The sequence below is a fragment of the Phytobacter sp. V69 genome (genome assembly GCF_965644215.1).
GTDB lineage: Bacteria > Pseudomonadota > Gammaproteobacteria > Enterobacterales > Enterobacteriaceae > Phytobacter.
This window is the reverse complement of record NZ_CBFFRL010000078.1, coordinates 1-22,345: the sequence shown is the minus strand read 5'-3', so window position 1 is coordinate 22,345 and position 22,345 is coordinate 1. Positions and strand designations below refer to the sequence as shown.

General features: G+C 56.2%; 20 protein-coding genes and 1 pseudogene. 17 read left to right on the top strand and 4 right to left on the bottom strand.

Annotated elements, in window-relative coordinates; all coding sequences use genetic code 11:
• The first annotated feature begins 274 nt into the window (after positions 1-274).
• From ytfR to ACSZPU_RS13040, 4 genes are all read left to right on the top strand, one after another.
• A complete protein-coding gene (gene ytfR, locus ACSZPU_RS13055; protein ID WP_498999349.1) occupies positions 275-1,777 on the top strand; it encodes a galactofuranose ABC transporter, ATP-binding protein YtfR in 1,503 nt (500 codons plus the stop codon).
• A gap of 13 nt (positions 1,778-1,790) precedes the next feature.
• Positions 1,791-2,813 carry a galactofuranose ABC transporter, ATP-binding protein YtfT gene (gene ytfT / locus ACSZPU_RS13050; protein WP_498999346.1) on the top strand — a complete coding sequence of 341 codons (1,023 nt, stop codon included), beginning with the start codon at positions 1,791-1,793 and terminating at the stop codon, positions 2,811-2,813.
• Positions 2,800-3,801, top strand: a complete 1,002-nt coding sequence (gene yjfF / locus ACSZPU_RS13045) for a galactofuranose ABC transporter, permease protein YjfF (RefSeq protein ID WP_498999344.1) — start codon at positions 2,800-2,802, stop codon at positions 3,799-3,801. Before ytfT ends, yjfF begins: the two co-directional genes overlap by 14 nt.
• A 108-nt stretch (positions 3,802-3,909) precedes the next feature.
• Positions 3,910-5,472 carry a methyl-accepting chemotaxis protein gene (locus tag ACSZPU_RS13040; protein ID WP_498999341.1) on the top strand — a complete coding sequence of 521 codons (1,563 nt, stop codon included), beginning with the start codon at positions 3,910-3,912 and terminating at the stop codon, positions 5,470-5,472.
• Positions 5,473-5,753: 281 nt separating this feature from the next.
• Here ACSZPU_RS13040 and fbp read toward each other — a convergent pair whose 3' ends face one another.
• Positions 5,754-6,752: a class 1 fructose-bisphosphatase gene (gene fbp / locus ACSZPU_RS13035; protein ID WP_498999338.1), complete on the bottom strand. Its 999-nt coding sequence runs from the start codon at positions 6,750-6,752 to the stop codon at positions 5,754-5,756.
• 174 nt (positions 6,753-6,926) lie between these two features.
• Between fbp and mpl the strand changes: the two genes are divergently transcribed.
• Positions 6,927-8,303 carry a UDP-N-acetylmuramate:L-alanyl-gamma-D-glutamyl-meso-diaminopimelate ligase gene (gene mpl / locus ACSZPU_RS13030; RefSeq protein ID WP_498999335.1) on the top strand — a complete coding sequence of 459 codons (1,377 nt, stop codon included), beginning with the start codon at positions 6,927-6,929 and terminating at the stop codon, positions 8,301-8,303.
• A gap of 66 nt (positions 8,304-8,369) precedes the next feature.
• Here mpl and ACSZPU_RS13025 read toward each other — a convergent pair whose 3' ends face one another.
• Entirely contained in the window at positions 8,370-9,578 is a 1,209-nt protein-coding gene (locus tag ACSZPU_RS13025; RefSeq protein ID WP_498999332.1) for an aldose 1-epimerase family protein, read from the bottom strand.
• A gap of 316 nt (positions 9,579-9,894) precedes the next feature.
• The gene (gene yjgA, locus ACSZPU_RS13020) at positions 9,895-10,446 is read right to left on the bottom strand and encodes a ribosome biogenesis factor YjgA (RefSeq protein WP_498999330.1); all 552 of its coding nucleotides are present in this window, start codon (positions 10,444-10,446) and stop codon (positions 9,895-9,897) included.
• A 94-nt stretch (positions 10,447-10,540) separates the two neighbouring features.
• On the opposite strand from yjgA, the gene pmbA reads away from it, so the two are divergent.
• Both pmbA and cybC read left to right on the top strand, forming a co-directional pair.
• Positions 10,541-11,893: a metalloprotease PmbA gene (pmbA, locus tag ACSZPU_RS13015; RefSeq protein ID WP_498999329.1), complete on the top strand. Its 1,353-nt coding sequence runs from the start codon at positions 10,541-10,543 to the stop codon at positions 11,891-11,893.
• A gap of 158 nt (positions 11,894-12,051) precedes the next feature.
• The gene (gene cybC, locus ACSZPU_RS13010) at positions 12,052-12,441 is read left to right on the top strand and encodes a cytochrome b562 (RefSeq protein ID WP_498999327.1); all 390 of its coding nucleotides are present in this window, start codon (positions 12,052-12,054) and stop codon (positions 12,439-12,441) included.
• 67 nt (positions 12,442-12,508) lie between these two features.
• Here the strand turns inward: cybC and ACSZPU_RS13005 are convergent, their stop codons facing one another.
• Entirely contained in the window at positions 12,509-13,468 is a 960-nt protein-coding gene (locus ACSZPU_RS13005; protein ID WP_498999326.1) for a quinone oxidoreductase family protein, read from the bottom strand.
• A gap of 114 nt (positions 13,469-13,582) precedes the next feature.
• Between ACSZPU_RS13005 and ACSZPU_RS13000 the strand changes: the two genes are divergently transcribed.
• The 10 genes and pseudogenes from ACSZPU_RS13000 to ACSZPU_RS12955 all read left to right on the top strand — a co-directional run bounded on the left by ACSZPU_RS13000 (position 13,583) and on the right by ACSZPU_RS12955 (position 22,218).
• Positions 13,583-14,479 carry a LysR family transcriptional regulator gene (locus ACSZPU_RS13000; RefSeq protein WP_498999324.1) on the top strand — a complete coding sequence of 299 codons (897 nt, stop codon included), beginning with the start codon at positions 13,583-13,585 and terminating at the stop codon, positions 14,477-14,479.
• 277 nt (positions 14,480-14,756) lie between these two features.
• The gene (locus ACSZPU_RS12995) at positions 14,757-15,095 is read left to right on the top strand and encodes a glycine dehydrogenase (protein WP_498999321.1); all 339 of its coding nucleotides are present in this window, start codon (positions 14,757-14,759) and stop codon (positions 15,093-15,095) included.
• Positions 15,096-15,105: 10 nt separating this feature from the next.
• Positions 15,106-15,468: an SFCGS family glycine-rich protein gene (locus ACSZPU_RS12990; protein WP_498999319.1), complete on the top strand. Its 363-nt coding sequence runs from the start codon at positions 15,106-15,108 to the stop codon at positions 15,466-15,468.
• A gap of 2 nt (positions 15,469-15,470) precedes the next feature.
• Positions 15,471-15,770 carry a DUF4312 family protein gene (locus tag ACSZPU_RS12985; protein ID WP_498999316.1) on the top strand — a complete coding sequence of 100 codons (300 nt, stop codon included), beginning with the start codon at positions 15,471-15,473 and terminating at the stop codon, positions 15,768-15,770.
• A gap of 22 nt (positions 15,771-15,792) precedes the next feature.
• Entirely contained in the window at positions 15,793-16,569 is a 777-nt protein-coding gene (locus ACSZPU_RS12980) for a DUF4311 domain-containing protein (RefSeq protein ID WP_498999314.1), read from the top strand.
• 9 nt (positions 16,570-16,578) lie between these two features.
• Positions 16,579-17,220 (top strand): DUF4310 family protein, encoded by a 642-nt coding sequence (locus ACSZPU_RS12975; RefSeq protein WP_498999311.1) that lies wholly within the window; start codon positions 16,579-16,581, stop codon positions 17,218-17,220.
• 42 nt (positions 17,221-17,262) lie between these two features.
• Positions 17,263-18,396 carry an amidohydrolase/deacetylase family metallohydrolase gene (locus ACSZPU_RS12970; RefSeq protein WP_498999309.1) on the top strand — a complete coding sequence of 378 codons (1,134 nt, stop codon included), beginning with the start codon at positions 17,263-17,265 and terminating at the stop codon, positions 18,394-18,396.
• A complete protein-coding gene (locus ACSZPU_RS12965) occupies positions 18,380-19,498 on the top strand; it encodes a DgaE family pyridoxal phosphate-dependent ammonia lyase (RefSeq protein ID WP_498999307.1) in 1,119 nt (372 codons plus the stop codon). Before ACSZPU_RS12970 ends, ACSZPU_RS12965 begins: the two co-directional genes overlap by 17 nt.
• Complete coding sequence (dagF, locus tag ACSZPU_RS12960; protein WP_498999304.1) at positions 19,495-20,238, top strand: 2-dehydro-3-deoxy-phosphogluconate aldolase; 744 nt, start codon at positions 19,495-19,497, stop codon at positions 20,236-20,238. The genes ACSZPU_RS12965 and dagF overlap by 4 nt, the downstream gene beginning before the upstream one ends.
• Before the next feature lie 70 nt (positions 20,239-20,308).
• Positions 20,309-22,218, top strand: a pseudogene (locus ACSZPU_RS12955) (BglG family transcription antiterminator).
• The last annotated feature ends 127 nt before the right edge of the window (positions 22,219-22,345 follow it).

Sequence of the window (22,345 nt, the reverse complement as noted above, 5' to 3'; positions counted from 1 at the left end):
AAATGAGGTTCCAGTAAACTCCATACATTGTCAGAAATATCGTGGCGCCGATAGGCTGGAATAGTCATGATAATAGGACCTTCTGATTAGAAGGCCCTATTATCAATGATTTTTATCCTCGTGACGACACTATCTAGAGAAAAAGAAAAACATGGGCTACTGATGCCCTTGTCTCCCTCACCCCGCCCCTCTCCCATGGGGAGAGGGGGCGTGAGTGCGGGCACATAACAGATCCCCTCTCCCTCAGGGAGAGGGTTAGGGTGAGGGGAGGACTATGACCACCGAACAACACCAGGAAATCCTCCGTACCGAGGGCCTAAGCAAATTCTTTCCCGGCGTTAAAGCGCTCGATAACGTTGATTTCAGCCTGCGACGCGGGGAAATCATGGCGTTGCTGGGCGAAAACGGTGCCGGAAAATCCACACTCATTAAAGCGCTCACCGGGGTGTACCACGCGGAGAAGGGCACCATCTGGCTGGAAGGTAACGAAATTCGGCCAAAAAATACCGCTCATGCCCAGCAACGGGGGATTGGGACGGTATATCAGGAAGTGAACCTGCTGCCGAACATGTCGGTGGCGGATAATCTGTTCATTGGCCGCGAACCGCGGCGTTTCGGCTTTCTGTGCCGCAAAGAGATGGAAAAGCGCGCCACCGAACTGATGGAATCCTACGGGTTCTCCCTCGACGTGCGTGAACCGCTCAACCGCTACTCCGTCGCCATGCAGCAAATCGTGGCGATTTGTCGTGCCATCGACCTGTCCGCCAAAGTACTTATCCTCGACGAACCCACTGCCAGCCTCGACACACAAGAAGTGGAAATGCTCTTCACCCTGATGCGCCAGCTGCGTGAACAGGGAGTGGCGCTGATCTTCGTGACCCACTTCCTCGACCAGGTTTATCAGGTGAGCGATCGCATCACCGTTCTGCGTAATGGTGGCTTTGTTGGCTGTCGCGAAACGCGAGAGCTACCGCAAATCGAGCTGGTGAAAATGATGCTTGGCCGCGAGCTGGACAATAACGCCCTGCAACGCGCGGGCCGTACGCTGCTCAGCGACAAACCGGTCGCTGCATTTAAAGATTTCGGCAAGAAAGGGCTGATAGCGCCGTTCGATCTGGAGGTTCGCCCCGGTGAGATTGTCGGTCTGGCCGGGCTTTTGGGTTCCGGGCGTACCGAAACGGCTGAGGTTATTTTCGGCATTAAGCCTGCGGACAGTGGCAACGCAATGATTAAGGGCAAGCCGCAGACGCTGCGCTCGCCGCATCAGGCTTCCTGCCTTGGTATCGGCTTTTGTCCGGAAGACCGTAAAACGGACGGCATCATCGCGGCAGCGTCGGTGCGGGAAAATATCATTCTCGCGTTGCAGGCGCAGCGCGGCTGGCTGCGGCCAATTCCCCGGCGCGACCAGAACGCGATTGCCGAGCGCTTTATCCGCCAGTTGGGGATCCGCACGCCGAGCGCCGAACAGCCCATTGAGTTCCTCTCCGGCGGCAATCAGCAAAAAGTCCTGCTTTCCCGCTGGCTGCTGACCAAACCGCAGTTCCTGATCCTCGATGAGCCGACGCGCGGCATCGATGTCGGGGCACATGCGGAAATTATTCGCCTGATTGAAACGTTGTGCGCGGACGGCCTGGCGCTGCTGGTTATCTCTTCGGAGCTGGAAGATCTGGTGGGTTACGCTGACCGGGTGATTATCATGCGCGATCGCAAGCAAATAGCGGAAATCCCACTCGCCGAGCTGTCGGTCCCGGCGATCATGAATGCCATCGCGGCATAAGGAGTACAGTGTGATGCCTCAATCACTTCCGCAAACAGGGTCGTCGAAACGGCGCTTTAAATGGCCGACAGGCACGCCACAAATTCTGGCTTTGCTGCTGGTGTTATTGGTCGACAGCATGGTCGCCCCCCATTTCCTGCAAATTGTGTTACAGGATGGCCGCCTGTTCGGTAGCCCGATTGATATTCTCAACCGTGCCGCCCCCGTGGCGTTACTGGCCATCGGCATGACGCTGGTGATCGCGACAGGGGGTATAGACCTCTCCGTCGGCGCGGTGATGGCTATTTCCGGAGCGACCGCTGCGTCGATGACCGTGGCTGGATACGGTTTACCAATGGTGCTGCTTGCCGCGCTGGGCACGGGTGTCCTTGCCGGGCTGTGGAACGGCGTGCTGGTGGCGATTTTGAAAATTCAGCCGTTCGTCGCCACGCTGATTCTGATGGTGGCCGGGCGCGGGGTCGCGCAACTGATTACCTCCGGGCAAATCGTTACCTTTGATGCGCCAAATCTGGCGTGGATCGGCAGCGGCAAACTGCTGTTTTTCCCCACGCCGGTCATTATTGCGCTGGTGACGCTGGTTATCTTCTGGCTGTTTACCCGCAAAACGGCGCTGGGCATGTTTATTGAAGCGGTGGGGATTAACATTCGCGCGGCGAAAAATGCCGGGGTGAATACCCGCGTCGTGGTGATGCTGACCTATGTGCTAAGCGGCGTGTGTGCGGCTATCGCCGGGGTGATTGTGGCGGCGGATATTCGTGGGGCAGATGCCAACAACGCCGGGCTATGGCTGGAGCTGGATGCCATCCTGGCAGTGGTGATTGGCGGCGCATCGCTGATGGGCGGGCGCTTTAACCTTTTGCTGTCGGTGATAGGGGCGTTGATTATTCAGGGCATGAATACCGGGATTTTGCTCTCCGGCTTCCAGCCAGAGCTTAACCAGGTGGTGAAAGCGGTGGTGGTGCTGTGCGTACTGATCGTTCAGTCGCCGCGCTTTATCGTACTGATTAAAGGAGCGCGTAGCCGTGATAAAACGTAACTTACCGCTGATGATTACCCTGGGCGTCTTTATTCTGGGGTATCTCTATTGCCTGACGCAGTTCCCCGGCTTTGCGTCTACCCGTGTCATTTGCAACATCCTGACAGATAACGCTTTTTTGGGTATTATCGCCGTCGGGATGACTTTCGTGATCCTCTCCGGCGGGATAGACCTCTCCGTCGGTTCGGTGATTGCCTTCACCGGGGTGTTTCTGGCGAAAGCCATCGGCTTTTGGGGGATTTCCCCCCTGCTTGCCTTCCCGCTGGTGCTGGTGATGGGCTGTGCGTTTGGCGCCTTTATGGGGCTGTTGGTTGATGCGCTGAAAATTCCGGCGTTCATTATCACGCTGGCCGGGATGTTCTTTTTACGCGGTGTCAGCTATCTGGTTTCCGAAGAGTCGATCCCAATTAACCACCCGGTGTATGACATGCTGTCCGGTCTGTCGTGGCTTATCCCAGGCGGCGGGCGTCTGAGCGCGATGGGGCTGCTGATGCTGGGGGTGGTGGTTATTGGTATTTTCCTGGCGCACCGCACCCGTTTTGGCAATGAAGTGTACGCCATCGGCGGCAGCGCAACGTCGGCGAACCTGATGGGGATCTCAACCCGTAGCACCACCATTCGTATCTATATGCTCTCGACCGGGCTGGCAACGCTGGCGGGTATCGTTTTCTCTATCTACACCCAGGCAGGCTATGCGCTGGCGGGCGTGGGGGTTGAGCTGGATGCGATTGCCTCGGTGGTGATTGGCGGTACGCTGCTGAGCGGTGGCGTGGGCACGGTACTGGGTACGCTGTTCGGCGTGGCGATTCAGGGGCTGATCCAAACCTACATCAATTTTGATGGCACATTGAGTTCCTGGTGGACCAAAATCGCCATCGGCATTTTGTTGTTTATTTTTATCGCGTTACAACGTGGCCTTACGGTGCTGTGGGAGAATCGCCAGAGCTCGCCTGTTACACGTGTTAGCACGGCGGCAACAAAAAAGTAACACATTGAAATTATTAAAAAGAATTAAAGTTTTTCCGGTGGTGGTCGATAACCTGCCAATGAGGCTTATTTTAAGCCTGAAAAAATCTCTGCTACCGGAAAAACTATCATGCTCAGAACGCTCTCGCTTCGTACTGGTTTGCTTTCCCTCCTCGCTATTATGACTTTCCTGCTGCTGGTGGTAAGCGGCATGGGAATTTATGCCCTCAGCAAAAGCTCTTCCTCACTGGAACGTATTAGCGTTCTGCAAGGCGAGAAAATGGCGCGTCTCAATGAAGGCTACACGCAAATTCTGCGTGCGCGTAATGAGTCGGGTCAGGCGGTACGCATGATGGAAGTGGGTCTGCTGGCGGATGCCGGTAGTGCGGTAAAGATCATTAATAGCGAAATCGACCAGGGCCGTAAGTCGCTGGACGGCGTGATTAAAGCGGGTGTGGATGACGACCAGGGGGCGGCGCTGCTGGCTCAGGTCGCGAAAAGCTACAGCGCATACCTGGACCAGGGCATCAAGCCGATGCAGACGGCGTTAAATCAGCAAAGCGCAGATGCCTATTATGATTTGCTGGAGAGCAAGTTAATCCCGGTTTCACGTCAGTTTGATAACGATATGCGAGCGTTTCTGACCTGGGGTGAAAACCGCGGTAAAGCCGAGGTGAGCGCGGTTCAGTCGAGCAAAAATTTTGTGATGATGCTGATTGTCGTCGTCGCGCTGGCGGCGGCGGGCATCATCGTGCTGGCCTGGCTGTCGCTGCGTCACATGCTGCTTAAGCCGCTGGATGCGTCCATTGTGCAACTGGAACACGTTGCCGCAGGCGACCTGGCATCGATAAGCGTCAGTACCACCAGTAAAGAGTTCAACCGCCTGAATGCGGCGATCGACAACATGCGCCATTCGCTGATCAACTCCGTGACCCGCGTGCGCGATGCCAGCTCACAAATCGATACCGGTAGCCGTGAACTGTCTCTGGGGAACGTCGACCTGGCACAACGTACCGAATCAACGGCAACGTCGCTGGAACAAACCGCCGCCAGTATGGAAGAGATCACCGCCACGGTGAAACAGAACGCGGAGAACGCCGATCAGGCGCATCAGCTGGCGAAATCGGTTTCTGACACCGCCGATCGCGGCAGTGAAATGGTGTGCTATGTGATTGAGAAGATGCGCGACATTTCTGACAGTTCCAGCCGTATCGCCGATATTCTTAGCATGATTGATAGCATTGCCTTCCAGACCAACATCCTGGCGCTGAATGCGGCCGTTGAAGCGGCCCGTGCGGGTGAGCAGGGACGTGGTTTTGCGGTCGTGGCCGGTGAAGTGCGTAACCTGGCAAGCCGCAGTGGGGATGCCGCCAAAGAGATTCGCCAGCTTATCAGCAGCTCGCAGGCCCATGTGTCAGAAGGCAGTGACCTGGCGATGCAGGCGGGCGAAACGATGGATGAGATTGCCTCCGAAGTGATGCGCATGACCAAGCTGATGCGTGAGATTGCCAGCGCGTCGCAGGAGCAGAGTCGTGGCATTGAGCAGGTGAATATTGCGGTTAGTCAGATGGACGAAACGGCGCAGCAAAACGCCTCGCTGGTGCAGCAATCTTCCGCCGCGACCCGCTCGCTGGAAGAGCAGTCCCGCGAATTGCTGGAGGCGATGGCCTCTTTCCGTTTGCAAAATGCGTGATGGTTTGACGATTTTAAAGTAGCCCCGGTAAGCGCAGCGCCACCGGGATTGTCCCGGATGCGGCGTAAACGCCTTATCCGGGTTACTGACTGTAGCCCCGGTAAGCGCAGCGCCACCGGGGATTTCCCGGATGCGGCGTAAATGCCTTATCCGGGCTACTGACTGTAGCCCTGATAAATGTAGCGCCACCGGGGATTTCCCGGATGCGGCGTAAATGCCTTATCCGGGCTACTAATCTGTAGCCCCGGTAAGCGCAGCGCCACCGGGGAGTTTGGGGGGAGTTACGCGTCCGGGAACTCGCGCATCAGACGTTCTACATCATCCACCATATGCTCGTTGCCGACGAAGAACGGACGGCGCTGGTGCAGACTTTGCGGCACGATATCCAGAATACGGTCTTTACCGTCACTCGCTTTACCGCCAGCCTGTTCCGCCAGGAACGCCATCGGGTTGCACTCATACAGCAGACGCAGCTTCCCTTCCGGGTGGCTTGCGGTGCTCGGGTACAGGTAGATCCCGCCTTTTAGCAGGTTACGATGGAAATCCGCTACCAGTGAGCCGATGTAGCGGGTGGTGTAAGGGCGCTGAGTCGCTTTATCTTCTTCCTGACAGAACTTGAGATACTTCTTCACGCCCAGCGGGAATTTGATGTAGTTGCCTTCGTTGATGGAGTAGGTGTTGCCTTTTTCCGGGAAGCGCATACGTTCCTGGCACAGGCAGAACACACCCAGAGACGGGTCGTAGGTGAAGGCGTGTACGCCACAGCCGGTGGTGTAAACCAGCATGGTGGAAGAGCCATAGACGACATAGCCTGCGGCAACCTGCTGGCTGCCCGGCTGCAGGAAATCTTCTTCGGTGACAGGTGTACCTACCGGCGTAACGCGGCGGTAGATAGAGAAGATGGTACCAACAGAAACGTTAACATCGATGTTACTGGAGCCGTCCAGAGGATCCATAAGCACAACATACTTCGCGTGTTCGCAACCTTCGAAGACAACGATTTCATCTTCTTCCTCAGAGGCGATACCCGCGACAATATCACGCGCACGCAGCGCGGCTTTCAGTTTTTCATTGGCGAACAGGTCGAGTTTTTGTTGCTCCTCGCCCTGGACGTTCTCGGCGCCGCTGGCACCCAGGATATCAACCAGACCTGCTTTGTTGATATCGCGATGGATGATTTTGGCACCCAGTTTTATTGCCGAGAGCAGTGCGGTCAGCTCGCCGGTAGCATGAGAAAATTCATGCTGCTTTTCGACAATAAATTCACCTAACGTTTTCATACCCTGTCCCTACATTTTATATGGAGTAATGTGACTGCAACAATATTAACAAAGATTCAAATGTTCGCGCACAGGTGAATCGCGCCAGCAGGATACGGATTATCCTGAAATGCATTTCCGTCATGTGAGACAAGAGGGTAAAATGTGCGCCGTAGATAAGAAGGATAGAGACGAATGCGCATTCATATTTTGGGGATTTGTGGCACCTTCATGGGCGGACTGGCGCTGCTGGCGCGCTCATTAGGTCACGAGGTAACGGGTTCGGACGCCAATGTGTATCCGCCGATGAGCACCCTGCTCGAGAAGCAAGGTATTGAACTTATTCAGGGTTACGACGCCAGTCAGCTTGATAATGCGCCGGACCTGGTCATCATTGGCAACGCCATGACGCGCGGCAACCCGTGTGTTGAAGCGGTGCTGGAAAAAAACATTCCGTATGTTTCAGGCCCGCAATGGCTGCATGACTTTGTGCTGCGCGACCGCTGGGTTCTGGCGGTCGCGGGAACTCACGGTAAAACCACTACGGCTGGCATGGCGACCTGGATTCTGGAAGCCTGCGGCTATAAACCCGGATTTGTCATCGGCGGCGTGCCGGGCAATTTCGAAGTTTCTGCCCGCTTAGGGGAAAGCCCGTTCTTCGTCATCGAAGCCGACGAATATGACTGCGCGTTTTTCGATAAGCGTTCGAAGTTCGTCCATTACTGCCCGCGTACGCTGATCCTCAACAACCTTGAGTTTGATCATGCGGACATCTTCGACGATCTGAAAGCGATCCAGAAACAGTTCCACCACCTGGTGCGTATCGTACCGGGGCAGGGCAAGATCATCTGGCCTGAAAACGACATCAATCTGAAACAGACGATGGCAATGGGCTGCTGGAGCGAGCAGGAGCTGGTGGGCGAACAGGGCCACTGGCAGGCGAAAAAACTGACCACCGATGCGTCAGAGTGGGAAGTGCTGCTCGACGGCGAATCTGTCGGTCAGGTGAAGTGGGGTCTGGTCGGCGAACACAACATGCATAACGGTTTGATGGCAATTGCCGCTGCCCGTCATGTGGGTGTGGCGCCAGCTGATGCCGCCGATGCGTTGGGTTCATTTGTGAATGCCCGTCGTCGCCTTGAGCTGCGCGGTGAGGCGCACGGCGTCAAAGTGTATGACGACTTCGCACACCACCCGACAGCCATTCTGGCTACGCTGGCTGCCCTGCGCAGCAAAGTGGGCGGCACGGCGCGCATTATTGCGGTGCTGGAACCGCGCTCCAACACCATGAAAATGGGCGTTTGTAAGGATGACTTGGCACCGTCTCTGGGGCGTGCCGATGAAGTCTTCCTGCTGCAGCCGCAGCATATTCCGTGGCAGGTAGCGGAAGTGGCCGACGCATGCGTGGTGCCTGCACACTGGAGCGGTGACGTCGACGCGCTGGCGGAGATGATCCTCAAAACTGCACTGCCTGGCGACCACATTCTGGTGATGAGCAACGGCGGATTCGGTGGTATCCATCAGAAACTGCTGGATGGTCTGGCGAAGAAAGCCGAAGCGGCCGCAGAGTAAGTAAGCCGATAAAGACACAGGCAGGAAACCGCGCCATCTGATGGGAATGGCGCGGTTTTTTTATGCTTATTCTTTGGCGATTGGCGTGTCGATAATCTGCGGCGCTTTGCTGCCCTGGATATCAGTGACGCGTTTTTCCACCTCTTTCACCTGAGCCGCATTATGCAGCAGGGTGTAGGTTAGATCGAAACGGGTGCTCTGGCCCGGTTCCAGTTTTTTCACGCGTTTTTGCTCACGCTCGATGGTCACCGGGTAGGCGTAGCTGGTGCCCGGTTCAATCCCCGTCACGTAGCCCTGTTTCAGGGTGTCGGTGTTTTTCCACAGCGTCAGCACCGGCAGTTGTTGGGTGTTAAAGCTGATGGCGGCCCCTTTATCGCCGGCTTTGTTAATCACCGCTGCCACGGTCTCTTTACGCGCGTCAGCCAGCGGTTTGAAGTTAAACACCATTTCGTCAAAGCCTTTGGTCGGCCCGCTGTAGGTTTGCCAGTTTTTTAGTCCAGCTTTGGCGTAATCGTTGAACGGGCTGACGCTCTCAACAGGGGCAATAAAGCGCGCGCCCTCTTCCAGAATCGGTGTGCCGAAGTTGCTGTGGTAGATAATCTGATAATCGTGCGGGTAATCCGCATGGTTAGTCAGCACGTCATGCAAGGTAAAGCTGTTGCTGCCCGGAATGTAGCTCAGTTCCATTTCGGTTTGCAGGTCGGCCTTTTTAAAGGTGCTCTCTTTTACCAGCCCGCGAACGCGAATTTCATACGGCGCTTTCTCGCTGACATCGACAGAAACCTGGGAAGCCGTGGTGTTGCCCACTTTGCCGTGCAGGGTGTAGATCTGCCCGTCTGCGGTGACCGGATGGCCGGTCCATTCATAGCCGCAGCGGACCAGCATTTCGTTGAATCCTTCCAGCCACCCCAGGCCGTTGCGGCTTTCCAGATTGATATACGCCGGATTTACCACCTCTTTAACCGGTGAATCCCAGCCCATCCGCACGCCAAAACCTTCGACACGCAGTAAATTCATGCCGCGCGTTGGGCTAAGAGTGATCGTCAGGCCATTCTGGCTGCTGATGGTGATGATTTTACTGCCTTCCTGTTTACCGCCGTGCAGCACTTTTTGTTCGATGCTGAAAGTCTGATCTTTAATTTTCAGCTGCTGGCTGGTGACCTGCCAGTTTCCTTGTTCTACGCCGCTTTCAGCACTTGTCAGCAACCAGGTTTTCGCGCAGACGTTGCCAGAGATAAGAAGTGCGAGGGTGGATAACACCAGAGTCTTTTTCATTTTCATTCCTTTTTGCTGAATCGATTATGTTTATGGCTCCTGAAATCTAATAATTGCTGATGATAAAAAATGTGATCCGTTTCATCTGGTGTAATAAAGTACAATTAAGCGATCAAAAATCTGCCATTGATCACTTTTGTCTATGTAATTATGGATTTTTATACATAAAAGTTGTGATGTGTGAAGATTTTTGCTTTAACGATTCAGCTTGAGTGGGCTCTGATTATCAAACAGATAGCTGCTAAGGAAGCGTTGCCAAAAGGCGAGGGGGAAAGGGGGAAAGCGATGTGCGGGCGAGCCGCACATCCGGGAGAGATTATTCTGCGGCTTCAGACAGCTCGCGCAGGTACTGGAAAATCAAACGCGCGGATTTTGGCGGTTTGTTTCCTTCTTTCTCTTTCTTCGCGTTGCGGATAAGCGTACGCAGTTGCTGACGGTCAGCGTCCGGCCACAGGCCTAACACTTCTGCAATGGCGTCATCACCTTCATCAATCAGGCGATCGCGGATCTGTTCCAGCTTGTGGAAAAACGCCACCTGTTGGTTATGGCGGTTTTTCAGCTTATCCAGCGCCTGGCGGATCGGCTCTACGTCGCGCTGACGCAGCAATTTACCAATCAACTGCAGCTGGCGGCGGCGGCCTTCCATCTTGATGCGCTGCGCCAGTTCAATGGCGTCACGCAGGTCCTGGTCGAGCGGGATTTTATCCAGCGCGTTTTTGCCCAGGTCTACCAGTTCCGCGCCCAGGCGTTTTAACTCCTCGGCGTCGCGTTTAATTTCACTCTTACTGACCCAGATGATCTCATCATCTTCGTCCTCGATGTCGTCACCGGGAACGTCGTCGAGCCAGTCGTCGGGCTGCTTTGTCATCTCAGGTTCCTCAAAAAAGAGGCTAATGTTACCAGTTAAGGGGCGTACTGAAAAACGGTTCTCTGTTAGACTTCAAAGATTCTCTCCTCTAATTATGGCATTGGCGATGAAAGTAATCACACAAGTTGCACAACAACGTAAAGCACTGGAAGAAGCGGTGTCTACCGCGCTGGAGTTGGCCTCCGGAAAATCGGATGGTGCGGAAGTGTCTGTCAGCAAGACCACCGGGATCAGCGTCAGCACGCGCTACGGTGAAGTGGAGAACGTAGAATTTAACAGCGACGGTGCATTGGGCATTACGGTTTACCATCAAAACCGTAAAGGCAGCGCGTCGTCCACCGATCTAAGCCCGGATGCGATTGCCCGCACTGTACAGGCGGCGCTGGATATTGCCCGCTATACCTCGCCGGACCCGTGTGCCGGGGTGGCGGAAAAAGATCTGCTGGCCTTTAATGCGCCGGATCTGGATCTCTTCCATCCGGCGGAAGTCTCGCCGGACGAAGCCATTGAGCTGGCTTCACGTGCCGAGCAGGCGGCGTTAAATGCGGATAAACGCATCAACAACACCGAAGGCGGCAGCTTTAACAGCCATTACGGCATCAAAGTTTTCGGCAATAGCCACGGCATGTTGCAGGGCTATGCCTCTACGCGTCATTCGCTCTCAAGCTGCGTTATCGCCGAAGAGAACGGGGATATGGAGCGAGATTACGCGTACACCATTGGCCGTGATATTCGCGATCTGCAAAGCCCGGAGTGGGTGGGTGAAGAGTGCGCGCGCCGCACATTGTCGCGCCTTGCGCCGCGTAAACTCTCGACCATGAAAGCGCCGGTCATTTTCGCCAATGAAGTGGCGACCGGCCTGTTTGGTCATCTGGTGGGCGCCATTGCGGGTGGGTCGGTGTATCGCAAATCGACCTTCTTGCTCGACTCGCTGGGCAAACAAATTCTGCCGGAATGGCTGACCATTGAAGAGCATCCGCATTTACTCAAAGGGCTGGCGTCCACGCCGTTCGACAGTGAAGGGGTGCGCACTGAGCGTCGCGACATCATCAAAGATGGCGTGCTCACCCAGTGGCTACTGACCAATTACTCTGCGCGCAAACTGGGGCTGAAAAGCACCGGGCACGCGGGCGGCATCCACAACTGGCGTATCAAAGGGCGTGGTTTAGGATTTGATCAACTGCTCAAACAGATGGGTACCGGCCTGGTGGTCACCGAATTGATGGGCCAGGGCGTGAGCGGCATTACCGGCGATTACTCCCGTGGTGCGGCGGGCTTCTGGGTGGAAAACGGTGAAATCCAGTACCCGGTCAGCGAGATTACCATTGCAGGAAATCTGAAAGATATGTGGCGTAATATCGTTACCGTTGCTGACGATATCGAAACACGTAGCAATATTCAGTGTGGTTCAGTGTTGTTACCGGAGATGAAAATCGCCGGTCAGTAATACCCGTCATACTTCAAGTTACAGGTGCGTTAGCTGCACGTGCTCACCCCAGTCACTTACTGATGTAAGCGCCTGGGGATTCACACGCTAGCCGCCTGCCTGAAACTCGAATTATTTAGGGTATGGCTTTTTTTAATAATAAAAAAAGGAAGTGAGCAATGCGGAAAAAACTGCTGGCAATGTTAGCCGTCTCTACCCTCATTCTTGGCTCGGCACAGGCGTTTGCCGCTGACCTGGGCGAAGATATGGACACCCTCAACGAAAACCTCCAGGTTGTCCAAAAAGCGGATGACGCAGCGACCATCAAAGATGCGTTAACCAAAATGCGGACGGCTGCCGAAGACGCACAGAAAGCGACACCGCCGAAGCTGGAAGGCAAAGCGCCGGACAGCCCGGAAATGAAAGACTACCATCAGGGGATGCAAACGCTAATTGGTCAGATCGACGGTGCGCTGAAACTGGCGAACGAAGGCAAAGTGAAAGAGGCGAAAGCGGCAGCTGAAGAGTTTAAAGCGACCCGTAACGTCAACCACAAGAAGTTCCGCTAAGAATGACCAGGCGGGGCGCAGTGCCCCGCTTTCCTCTCCGTTAAACATCCGCGTTAAAACAACCGCGTTACGGAATCAGAATGATTTTTCCGCTAAATGCCCTGTCTTCCAGCAGGTCATGGGCTTTCGCGCCCTGAGAGAGCGGGAACGATGTGGCTTTTGTCTGTGCGATAGCGCCCGATTCCAGCATGCCAAACAGGCGATCGGCCCGGCTCTGTCGCTCTTCTTGTGAGGTGAGATAGGTCCAGAGGTCGGCCCCAATGACCCCAGAGGATTTCAGCAGAAAAACCGACGGATCCACCGACGGAATAGCCCCGCCGGACATGCCAAACAAAACCACCCGACCACCGTCTTTCAGCGCATCCAGGCTTTGCAACAAGGTGCTACCGACAGAATCAAACACGATATCGCAGCCCAGCGGGTGCCATTTTCGTGCTTCGTCTTGCCAGTTATCGTACCCGGCGGCCGCTTCTGCGCCGTGCTGCAGACAAATGCTCTGTTTTTCTGCGTTCGATGCCACCGCAAACACATGCACGCCGTGGTGTACCAGTATCTGGGTGAGCAGACGCCCCACACCGCCCGCCGCTGCCAGCACCGCGATATGCATCCCCGCGACCACTGGCAGTACATCGTGAATGAGGTAATCCGCCGTCAGCCCCTGCAATAACACCGAGGCGGCTTCCGCTTCTGAAATCCAGTCCGGCAGGCGGATTGCATGAGCCTGCGGCACGCGGATATGGCTGGCGTGAGCCAGCGGCACGTCGGTGAAGCCAACGCGATCGCCCGGCTGCCACCCGCTGACCCCCGCTCCCACTTCGATCACGCGCCCGGCCCCTTCATATCCGGCGGTCCACGGCGCCTCTCCCGCGAGCGGGTAACGGCCCTGGCGGCGATACACGTCGGCGAAATTTAGCCCGGCGGCGGATACCTCAACGAGTAATTCCCCCGCGCCCACTGTGGGCACAGGGCTTTCGCGAAGCCACAGCACATCCGAAGAACCAAAATGATCGAACACCAGAGATTGCATAATAAAATGACCTAATAGAGAGGAATGCGACGATTATTCCTCCCGGTCATGGGTGGATAAAGAGGACTCTGCTATTTTGATTTGATAACCAGAGTTTAGAATCCGGGGCGATAAATGGATTACCTGAAATGCGTTGAGTCGTTTGTTCGTACGGTCACCTGCGGCAGCTTCACTGCGGCGGCGGAAGAGCTGGGTATCACCCCGGCAATGGTGGGCAAACACGTCCGCGAACTGGAGGCCAGAACGGGCTGCCAGCTGATTCACCGCACCACCCGGCGACAGGGGCTGACGGACGCAGGCCAGCGCTTTTATCAGTATGGTGTGCAGATCCTTGCCACCATCCGCGAGGCGGACGGGCTGGCAAACCACCTGTATGACAATGTCGCGGGCATGCTGCGTATCAGCGCGCCGGTGATCTTTGGCCAGCGAGTGCTGACCCCGATCCTGTCGCGTTTTTTGCAACAGTACCCCGGCGTGGACGCCGAAATGGTCCTGACCGACCGGAGAGTGGATCTGATTGAAGAACGCTTCCAGCTGGCAATCCGCATCGGCAATATCAACGACGACGGGATTATTGCCATTCCGCTCCCGCCGTATCGTATGATCCTCGCCGCGTCCCCGGAATACCTGCAGCGTCATGGCACGCCGCCCTTACCGGAGGATCTGAAACATCACCACTGCATCAGTTTCAGCCAGTGGCGTTCAGACCATAGCTGGCAGCTGGAAGGCCCGTCCGGGAAGCTGGACGTCGCGATTACGCCGCGTTTGATGGTCGATTCCGGCGAAGCGATACGCCAGGCGGCGCTGTCCGGGCTGGGAATTGTGCAGCACTCGACGCTGACCTTGCAGCAGGATATCGACGAAGACCGCTTGTGCCTTGTGCTACCGGACTATTTGCCGCCGCCTCGACCCATGCATCTGCTGCGCTTACCGATCAGACCGCTGCTGCCGATCGTCTCCTCGTTTACCAACTACTTTTTACAGGCGATCAGCCCAACGGCAGGCGGTTGAAAACGCCTCTGGCCAGGTTTTTTTCATAAGAAACCCTTATCACTTCACACTTTTCTCATCCCGTTGGCCGTTTTTTTATTATTCATTACGGCCATTTTTCCGCATTTTTCCGTAAAAACTGTGACCGCTACACAGTGAAAAGCCCGAAGGGGCGCATTAATGTGGCGCAGATCACTAAAGTCTCCCGGCTTTCCACTTCAAAGTGGAAAACTCCTCGCTACAAACTCTTAACCTGCAACGTTAGTTTTATCCCTAAGCCATTAACGGGGTAAGACGAGTGAATAACGGAGCGGTAATGAACGACGCTGGAGAGGGGGCGCAGCTTACGGCAACCCTGGCCGAACGCATGCTAGCGCAGGTGTACAGCTTGCTCAGCCACCACAACATTGTGCCCAACGCGGTGCAACAGCAAATGCTGACTTCCCACGTTCGCGCCATGGCGCACCGGTCAGTGACCGGCGAGCCCTTGCCGGAAGTGGAAGCGGATTTGTTTGATGAAATCTCACCAGAATCAATGCAGCTTGCCCGCGATATCGTGGCGCAATTTGGCAATCTCCCGGAAGAAGAAGCCTGGCTGCTGTCGGTGCACTTCGAAGTGGCAAAAGACAACCTTTAAGGAGCGAACAATGGAACAAATTACCGTAGTGATTGGTGACCGTCTGGGTAAAGGTCAGAAAGTGGCAGCAGGCGTAGAGAAAGCCGGTGGTCGTGCCGTGGTGGTACCGGGCGTGGCGGCGGATATGAAGCTGGGCGATGTGATGAAGACGGAAAACGCCACCTTCGGCATCTCGTTTTGCGGCAGCGGCGGTGCGGGTGCGATCACTGCGCAAAATAAATACGGCTATAAAGCCAAATACGGTATGCGCTCAGTCGAAGAGGGCATCACCGCCATCAACGAAGGCTGCAATGTCCTCGGTTTCGGTTTTATGGACAAAGAAGAGTTAGGCGAGCGCCTAGTACAGGCGTGGCAGAAAAAATACGGCGCGTAACCATGAAAGAACAGTTCACCACCACGGTCAGGGTTAAAGGCAAAGGCGAGTCGAAAGCACGGGCCTTCTCCGATGCCCTGAACCATGTTCAGGCCGCGGTGATGAAAGCGTCGCCGCACATTTTACTGCGCATAGAGCCACAGGATGTGCAGGTTGTTCATGCGCAGGAAACGACGCGGAAAGAGGCTTTCTTATTCCTCTTTCTGCGCCGCGAAAGACGGACGTACAGCGTGGAGCTGGACGTCACCGTCAACGTGACCGCCATCAATCTCGACAACGTGGATTTCGTCACGCAACGCTGATTCTGACTAAAAGGGCAGACTGATGTTCCTGATAATTTTAATAAAATCGCTCATCATCGGCGGCCTTGTGGGCGTCGGTGTCGGCGCTGGGGCTGCACGCATGTTTCATGCGCCGACCACTCAAGCGATGGGCGCATTTCGTACACTCGGCGAGCTGAACTCCTGCGAAGGGGATCCGGCCTCTCACTTCTCCTTTGGGTTAGGCTTCTTCTTCAACGCCTGGGCCTCGTCCGTCGCGGCGGGTTCCTTCACCCAGGACGTTGACCATCGCATCATCCCGAACTGGGGCGCGGCGGCGTTGATGGTGAAAAACCGCAACGTCGGCGAAACCCTGCACGATCCGAAAAAGATGGCCATCGCCTGCGGCCTGATCGGCATGATCGTGGTGACCTTCCTCAACCTGACCGCCTCTTCCGTTCCGGCTGCACTGCAGGTGACGGCGGTGAAAGTGCTGGTGCCTGCGGCCAACCTGCTGGTGAACACCGTGATGCCGGTAATCTTCTGGCTGGCGGCAATCGACGCGGGTAAAAAATCCGGCTTCTGGGCGACCGTCTTCGGCGGCGCTGCGCAACTGATAATGGGTAACGCCGTACCGGGTCTGGTGCTGGGCATCCTGATCGGTAAAGGCGTGGAAGAGAGCGGCTGGCACCGTGTCACCAAAGTGATGATGAGCGCCATTGTGGCTCTGTTTGTGCTGAGCGCCTTCTTCCGCGGCTTCGATCTGAAAATGATCCAGTCCTTCAACCTGAGCGCGCCGAACTGGCTGGAGCTCATCCATAACTCGCTCAGCGGCAAGTAAGGAACGACGATGGAACAGAATAAAGGTTTTTGGTACGCCGACTGGTCATTCCCGATCTTCGTCGGCCTGCTGTCATCCGGTGTGTTCGCCGGGACACACATGTACTACCTCTACGGCATTGGCGCGTTTAACGAAGTGGCCTTCGTGGCGATGCTGAAATCCGGGATTGATACCGGTGCGTACGGTGCGGTGGCGGCGTTTGGTGCAAGCTTCCTGTTTGCCCGCATTATCGAAGGCTCGCTGGTCGGGATTCTGGACATCGGCGGGGCTATCCAGACCGGTGTGGGCCTCGGCGTTCCGGCGCTGCTGCTGGGCGCGGGGATCATGTTCCCGGTGACCAACTTTATGGCTTCGCTGGCAACCGGCCTGGTGATTGGTCTGGCCATTGGCTACATCATCATCCTGGCGCGTAAGTTCACCATCAACCAGAGCGATTCCACCTACGGGGCGGACGTGATGATGGGGGCGGGTAACGCATCCGGCCGTTTCCTTGGTCCGTTGATTATCCTCAGCGCGATGACCGCCTCGATTCCTATCGGCATCGGTTCGCTGGTAGGCGCACTGCTGTTCTACCTCTGGCAGAAGCCGATTACCGGGGGCGCCATCCTCGGGGCGATGCTGCTGGGCTCCATCTTCCCGATTGCACTTTGATCTGACCGGGCGCGAAAGCGCCCGTTATCACTGGAGATACGCATGTTTGATTTACTCCTGCGCCGGGCGCGTCTGGTGGATGACACGGTGACGGATATCGCCATCAAAGACGGCAAAATCGCGGCATTGGGCGACATTAGCGGCCCGGCTGCCAGGACCGTTGATTTAGGTGGCGAGTATTATGTGAGTGCGGGCTGGATTGATTCCCACGTGCACTGCTACCCGAACTCGCCTATCTACCACGACCAGCCGGACAGCGTCGGTGTCGCCACGGGCGTGACCACGGTGATTGATGCAGGCAGTACGGGCGCGGACGATATCGATGATTTCTATGCCATCACCCGTCAGGCGGTCACCGAGGTTTATGCACTGCTGAACATATCTCGCGTGGGCCTGATTGCGCAAAACGAACTGGCGAACATGACCAATATCGACGCCGATGCCGCGCGCGAGGCGGTGAAACGTCATCCTGATTTTATCGTCGGCCTGAAAGCGCGCATAAGCAGCAGCGTGGTCGGTGAGAACGGCATTACGCCGCTGGAACGCGCCAAAGCGATTCAGAAAGAGAACGGCGACCTGCCGTTGATGGTCCATATCGGTAACAACCCGCCGAACCTCGATGAGATTGCTGAGCTGCTGACTTCCGGCGACATCATTACCCACTGCTATAACGGCAAACCCAACCGCATTCTCACGCCATCCGGCGAGCTGCGGGCCTCGGTGAACCGCGCCATCGCGCGCGGCGTGCGTCTGGATATCGGTCACGGCAGCGCCAGTTTCAGCTTTGCTGTGGCACAACGGGCGATTGCGCTGGGGATTTTGCCGCACACCATCAGCTCCGATATCTACTGCCGCAACCGGATCAACGGCCCGGTGTTCTCGCTGGCGAAAGTGATGTCCAAATTCCTCGCCATCGGCATGTCGCTGCCGCAGGTGATCGCCTGCGTGACCAACCATGCCACCGAAGGGCTGCGTCTGAACCGCAAAGGGCGGCTTGCCGTGGGCTATGACGCCGACCTGACCATTTTCGACCTGCGTCGTCAGTCGGTGCTGTTCACCGATGCGGAAAACGACACCCTGCAGGCCGACCAGTTACTCACGCCGCTGGCCGCCATTCGCGCAGGCAAGGGCTATATGACCGAACAAGGGAGTGCAGAGCATGCCTTCGATTTATGAGAAATATCAGTTAAAGCAAGTGATTAACGCCTCCGGGCGCATGACGGCACTCGGTGTTTCCACCCCGCGGCCGGAAGTGGTCGAGGCCGTGCTGAGCGGCATTAATCACTATTTCGAAATGAAAGACCTGGTGAACAAAACCGGTGACTACATTGCGAAGCTGCTGGAAGTTGAAGGGGCTACCGTGGTCTCCTGCGCCTCGGCGGGGATTGCCCAATCCGTGGCGGCGGTGCTGGTGAAAGACAGCGACTGGCTGCTGGAAAACCTGCACAGCACGCCGATTGAAAACAACGAAATCGTCCTGCCACGCGGCCACAACGTTAACTTTGGCGCGCCAGTCGGCACCATGGTGGCGCTGGGCGGCGGCAAAGTGGTGGAAGCGGGTTATGCCAACGAATGCTCCGCCGATCAACTGGCGGCGGCCATTTCCCCGGGTACGGCGGCCATTCTCTACATCAAATCGCACCACTGCGTGCAAAAAAGCATGCTCAGCGTCGAGCAGGCGGTCGTGGTGGCGCGCAAACACAACCTGCCGCTGATTGTCGATGCGGCGGCGGAAGAAGATCTGCAGTGCTACTACCGTGCCGGAGCAGACCTGGTTATCTACAGCGGCGCGAAGGCAATTGAAGGGCCGACCAGCGGGCTGGTGATTGGCAAAACTCAGTACGTGGAGTGGGTCAAACGCCAGACGGCGGGCATTGGCCGCGCCATGAAGGTGGGCAAAGAGGGGATTCTCGGCCTGACTTGCGCTATTGAGCACTACCTGAGCGCGACCAAAGAGAGCGGCGCAGAAATGGTCGCCAAAATGACGCCATTTATTGATTCACTGAATACGCTCAACGGCGTGACGGCCCGCGTGGTATGGGACAGCGCCGGGCGCGATATCGCCCGCAGTGAAATTAAGTTTGATGAAGCCGTCACCGGCGTCGCCACCGGTGAGCTGGTCAGCGCCTTGAAACAGGGGGAATACGCCATTTACTTCCGTGGCTACAAAGCCAATGAAGGGATCATCGAAGCCGATGTGCGCAGCGTGAGCGCTGAGCAACTGGAGATTGTGGCGAACCGTATCGCCGAAGAACTGAATAAGGAACAACGCGCATGAAACTGACGCCGAATTTTTATCAAGACCGTGTCTGCCTGAATGTCCTGGCAGGAAGTAAAGAGAACGCCAGCGCCATTTATGAGGCGGCGGAAGGCCATGTGCTGGTGGGCGTGCTCTCCAAAAACTACCCGGATGTGGCAAGCGCGGTGGCGGACATGCGTGACTATGCAGCGCGTATTGATAACGCCCTCTCTGTGGGGCTCGGTGCAGGTGACCCGAACCAGTCGGCGATGGTCAGCGCCATCTCCCGCGACGTGCAGCCGCAGCACGTCAATCAGGTGTTTACCGGGGTGGCAACCAGCCGTGCACTGCTGGGCCAGAACGAGACCGTGGTGAACGGCCTGGTGTCGCCAACGGGTACGCCGGGTCTGGTCAAAATCTCCACCGGGCCGCTCAGCGGCCAGGCGCCGGACGGCATCGTACCGGTGGAAACCGCCATTGCCCTGCTGAAAGATTTCGGCGGTAGCTCCATTAAATATTTTCCGATGGGCGGGCTGAAATGCCGCGAAGAGTACCAGGCGGTGGCGGAAGCCTGCGCCCGGCATGATTTCTGGCTGGAGCCAACGGGCGGTATCGATCTGGAAAACTTTGGTGAGATTTTGCAGATCGCACTGGATGCGGGAGTCAGCAAAATCATTCCTCATATTTATAGTTCTATTATTGATAAGGTAAGCGGTGATACCCGGCCGGCGGACGTGCGTCAGTTGCTGGCGATGACCAAACAGCGCGTGGGTTTTTAGTCCCCTCGCCCCTTTGGGAAGAGGGTTAGGTGAGGGGTAATCCCTCCCGCCATGTTAAGAGGACAATGACGTGCGATTCCCCAACCAACGTTTAGCGCAACTGTTTATGATGTTGCAAAACGAGACGCTGCCTCAGGATGAGCTGGCGCAACGGCTGTCGGTTTCCACACGTACCGTCCGGGCTGATATCACTGCGCTGAATGCGTTGCTGGAGCATCATGGGGCGCAGTTTATTCTCAGCCGTGGCAACGGCTATCAGCTAAAAATTGACGATGCCAGCCGCTATCAAGTCTTGCAGGCGGAGCGTCCGCGTACGCTGCGTATTCCGCGCAGTGGACCGGAGCGGGTGCACTATCTGCTGCTGCGTTTTCTCACCTCGGCCTTTTCTCTCAAGCTCGAAGACCTGGCGGATGAGTGGTTTATCAGCCGTGCGACCCTGCAAAATGACATGACGGAAGTCCGGGAGTGGTTTTCCCGCTACCGTCTGACGCTGGAAACCCGCCCGCGTCACGGCATGAAGTTGTTCGGCAGCGAAATGACCCTGCGTGCCTGCCTGACGGATTTGCTGTGGGAACTGACGCAACAGAATGCCCAGAACCCGCTTGTCACCGAAGAGGCGCTCAACAAAGGCGTGCCGGAGCAGCTGGCGGTGATTCTGCACGATATCTTTACCCGCCACCGTATTCGCCTGACCGACGAAGGTGAGCTGTTTATCCGCTTGTATTGCGCGGTTGCGGTACGCCGTATTAGCGAAGGGTTTCCACTGTCAGAGTTCAGTGCCGAAGACGGCGATGAGAACGTGCGCGATGCCGCGCGGGATATCGTCGCCGCGCTGCAACAGCTGGCGGAAAAACCGCTGGCAGCGTCGGAAGAACACTGGCTGCGGGTGCATATTGCCGGGCGGCAGTTGCAGGATATTACCCCCAGCGCCATCAGCGCGGACGATGGCGAAGCGCTGGTGAACTACATCCTCAGCTACATCAACACGCAGTATAACTACAACCTGCAAAACGACGCCCAGCTGCATGCGGACCTGCTTACCCATATCAAGACCATGATTACCCGGGTGCGCTACCAGATTATGATCCCCAATCCGTTGCTCGATAACATCAAGCAGCACTATCCGATGGCGTGGGACATGACGCTGGCGGCGGTCTCCAACTGGGGAAAATACACGCCCTATGTGATCAGTGAAAACGAGGTCGGCTTCCTGGTGCTGCATATTGGCGTTGGCTGGAGCGGCATTACAACATTGGCTATCAGCGCCAGCCGCGCGTGATGCTGGTGTGCGATGCGGGAAACGCGATGGCGCGAATGATTGAAGCGGTGCTCCAGCGCAAATATCCGCAGATTGAGGTCTCCCACACGTTGACGCTGCGTGACTATGAACAGTGCGAAGCCATTAGCGAAGACTTTGTGATCTCCACGGCGCGCATCAGCGACAAAGCGAAGCCGATCGTGACCATCGCGCCGTTCCCGACGGACTACCAGCTTGAGCAGATTGGCAAACTGGTACTGGTGGACCGAACGCGGCCGTGGATCCTGGAAAAGTATTTTGATGCCGCGCATTTCACCATCATCGACCAGCCGCTGGATCAGCAAACATTGTTCAACACGCTCTGTGCTCAGCTCCAGCGGGAAGGCTTTGTTGATGCTGATTTTCTTGACTCGGTGGTGGAGCGTGAGGCAATTGTCAGTACGATGCTGGGCGAAGGGATTGCCCTGCCGCACTCGCTGGGGCTGCTGGCGCAAAAAACCGTGGTCTATACGGTACTGGCACCACATGGTATTCAGTGGGGAGAGGAGACCGCACACGTTATTTTCCTGCTGGCGATCAGCAAAAGCGAATATGAAGAGGCGATGGCGATATACGATATTTTCGTCACGTTTTTACGCGAACGGGCTGCATCCCGATTGAGCGCCTGTAAGGATTTCGACTCATTTAAATCCGTGGCGATGGAATGTGTGAGTCGTTTTTAATGTGGTATGCGCGTTGAAACAACGCGCCCCACCTGACCAGACTTTACTGCTTAAGGAAGGTGCGATTTAATCGTCAATTATGAGAACATAACCCTTTCTTTGACATAGACTTTTCACGATGCCCGCT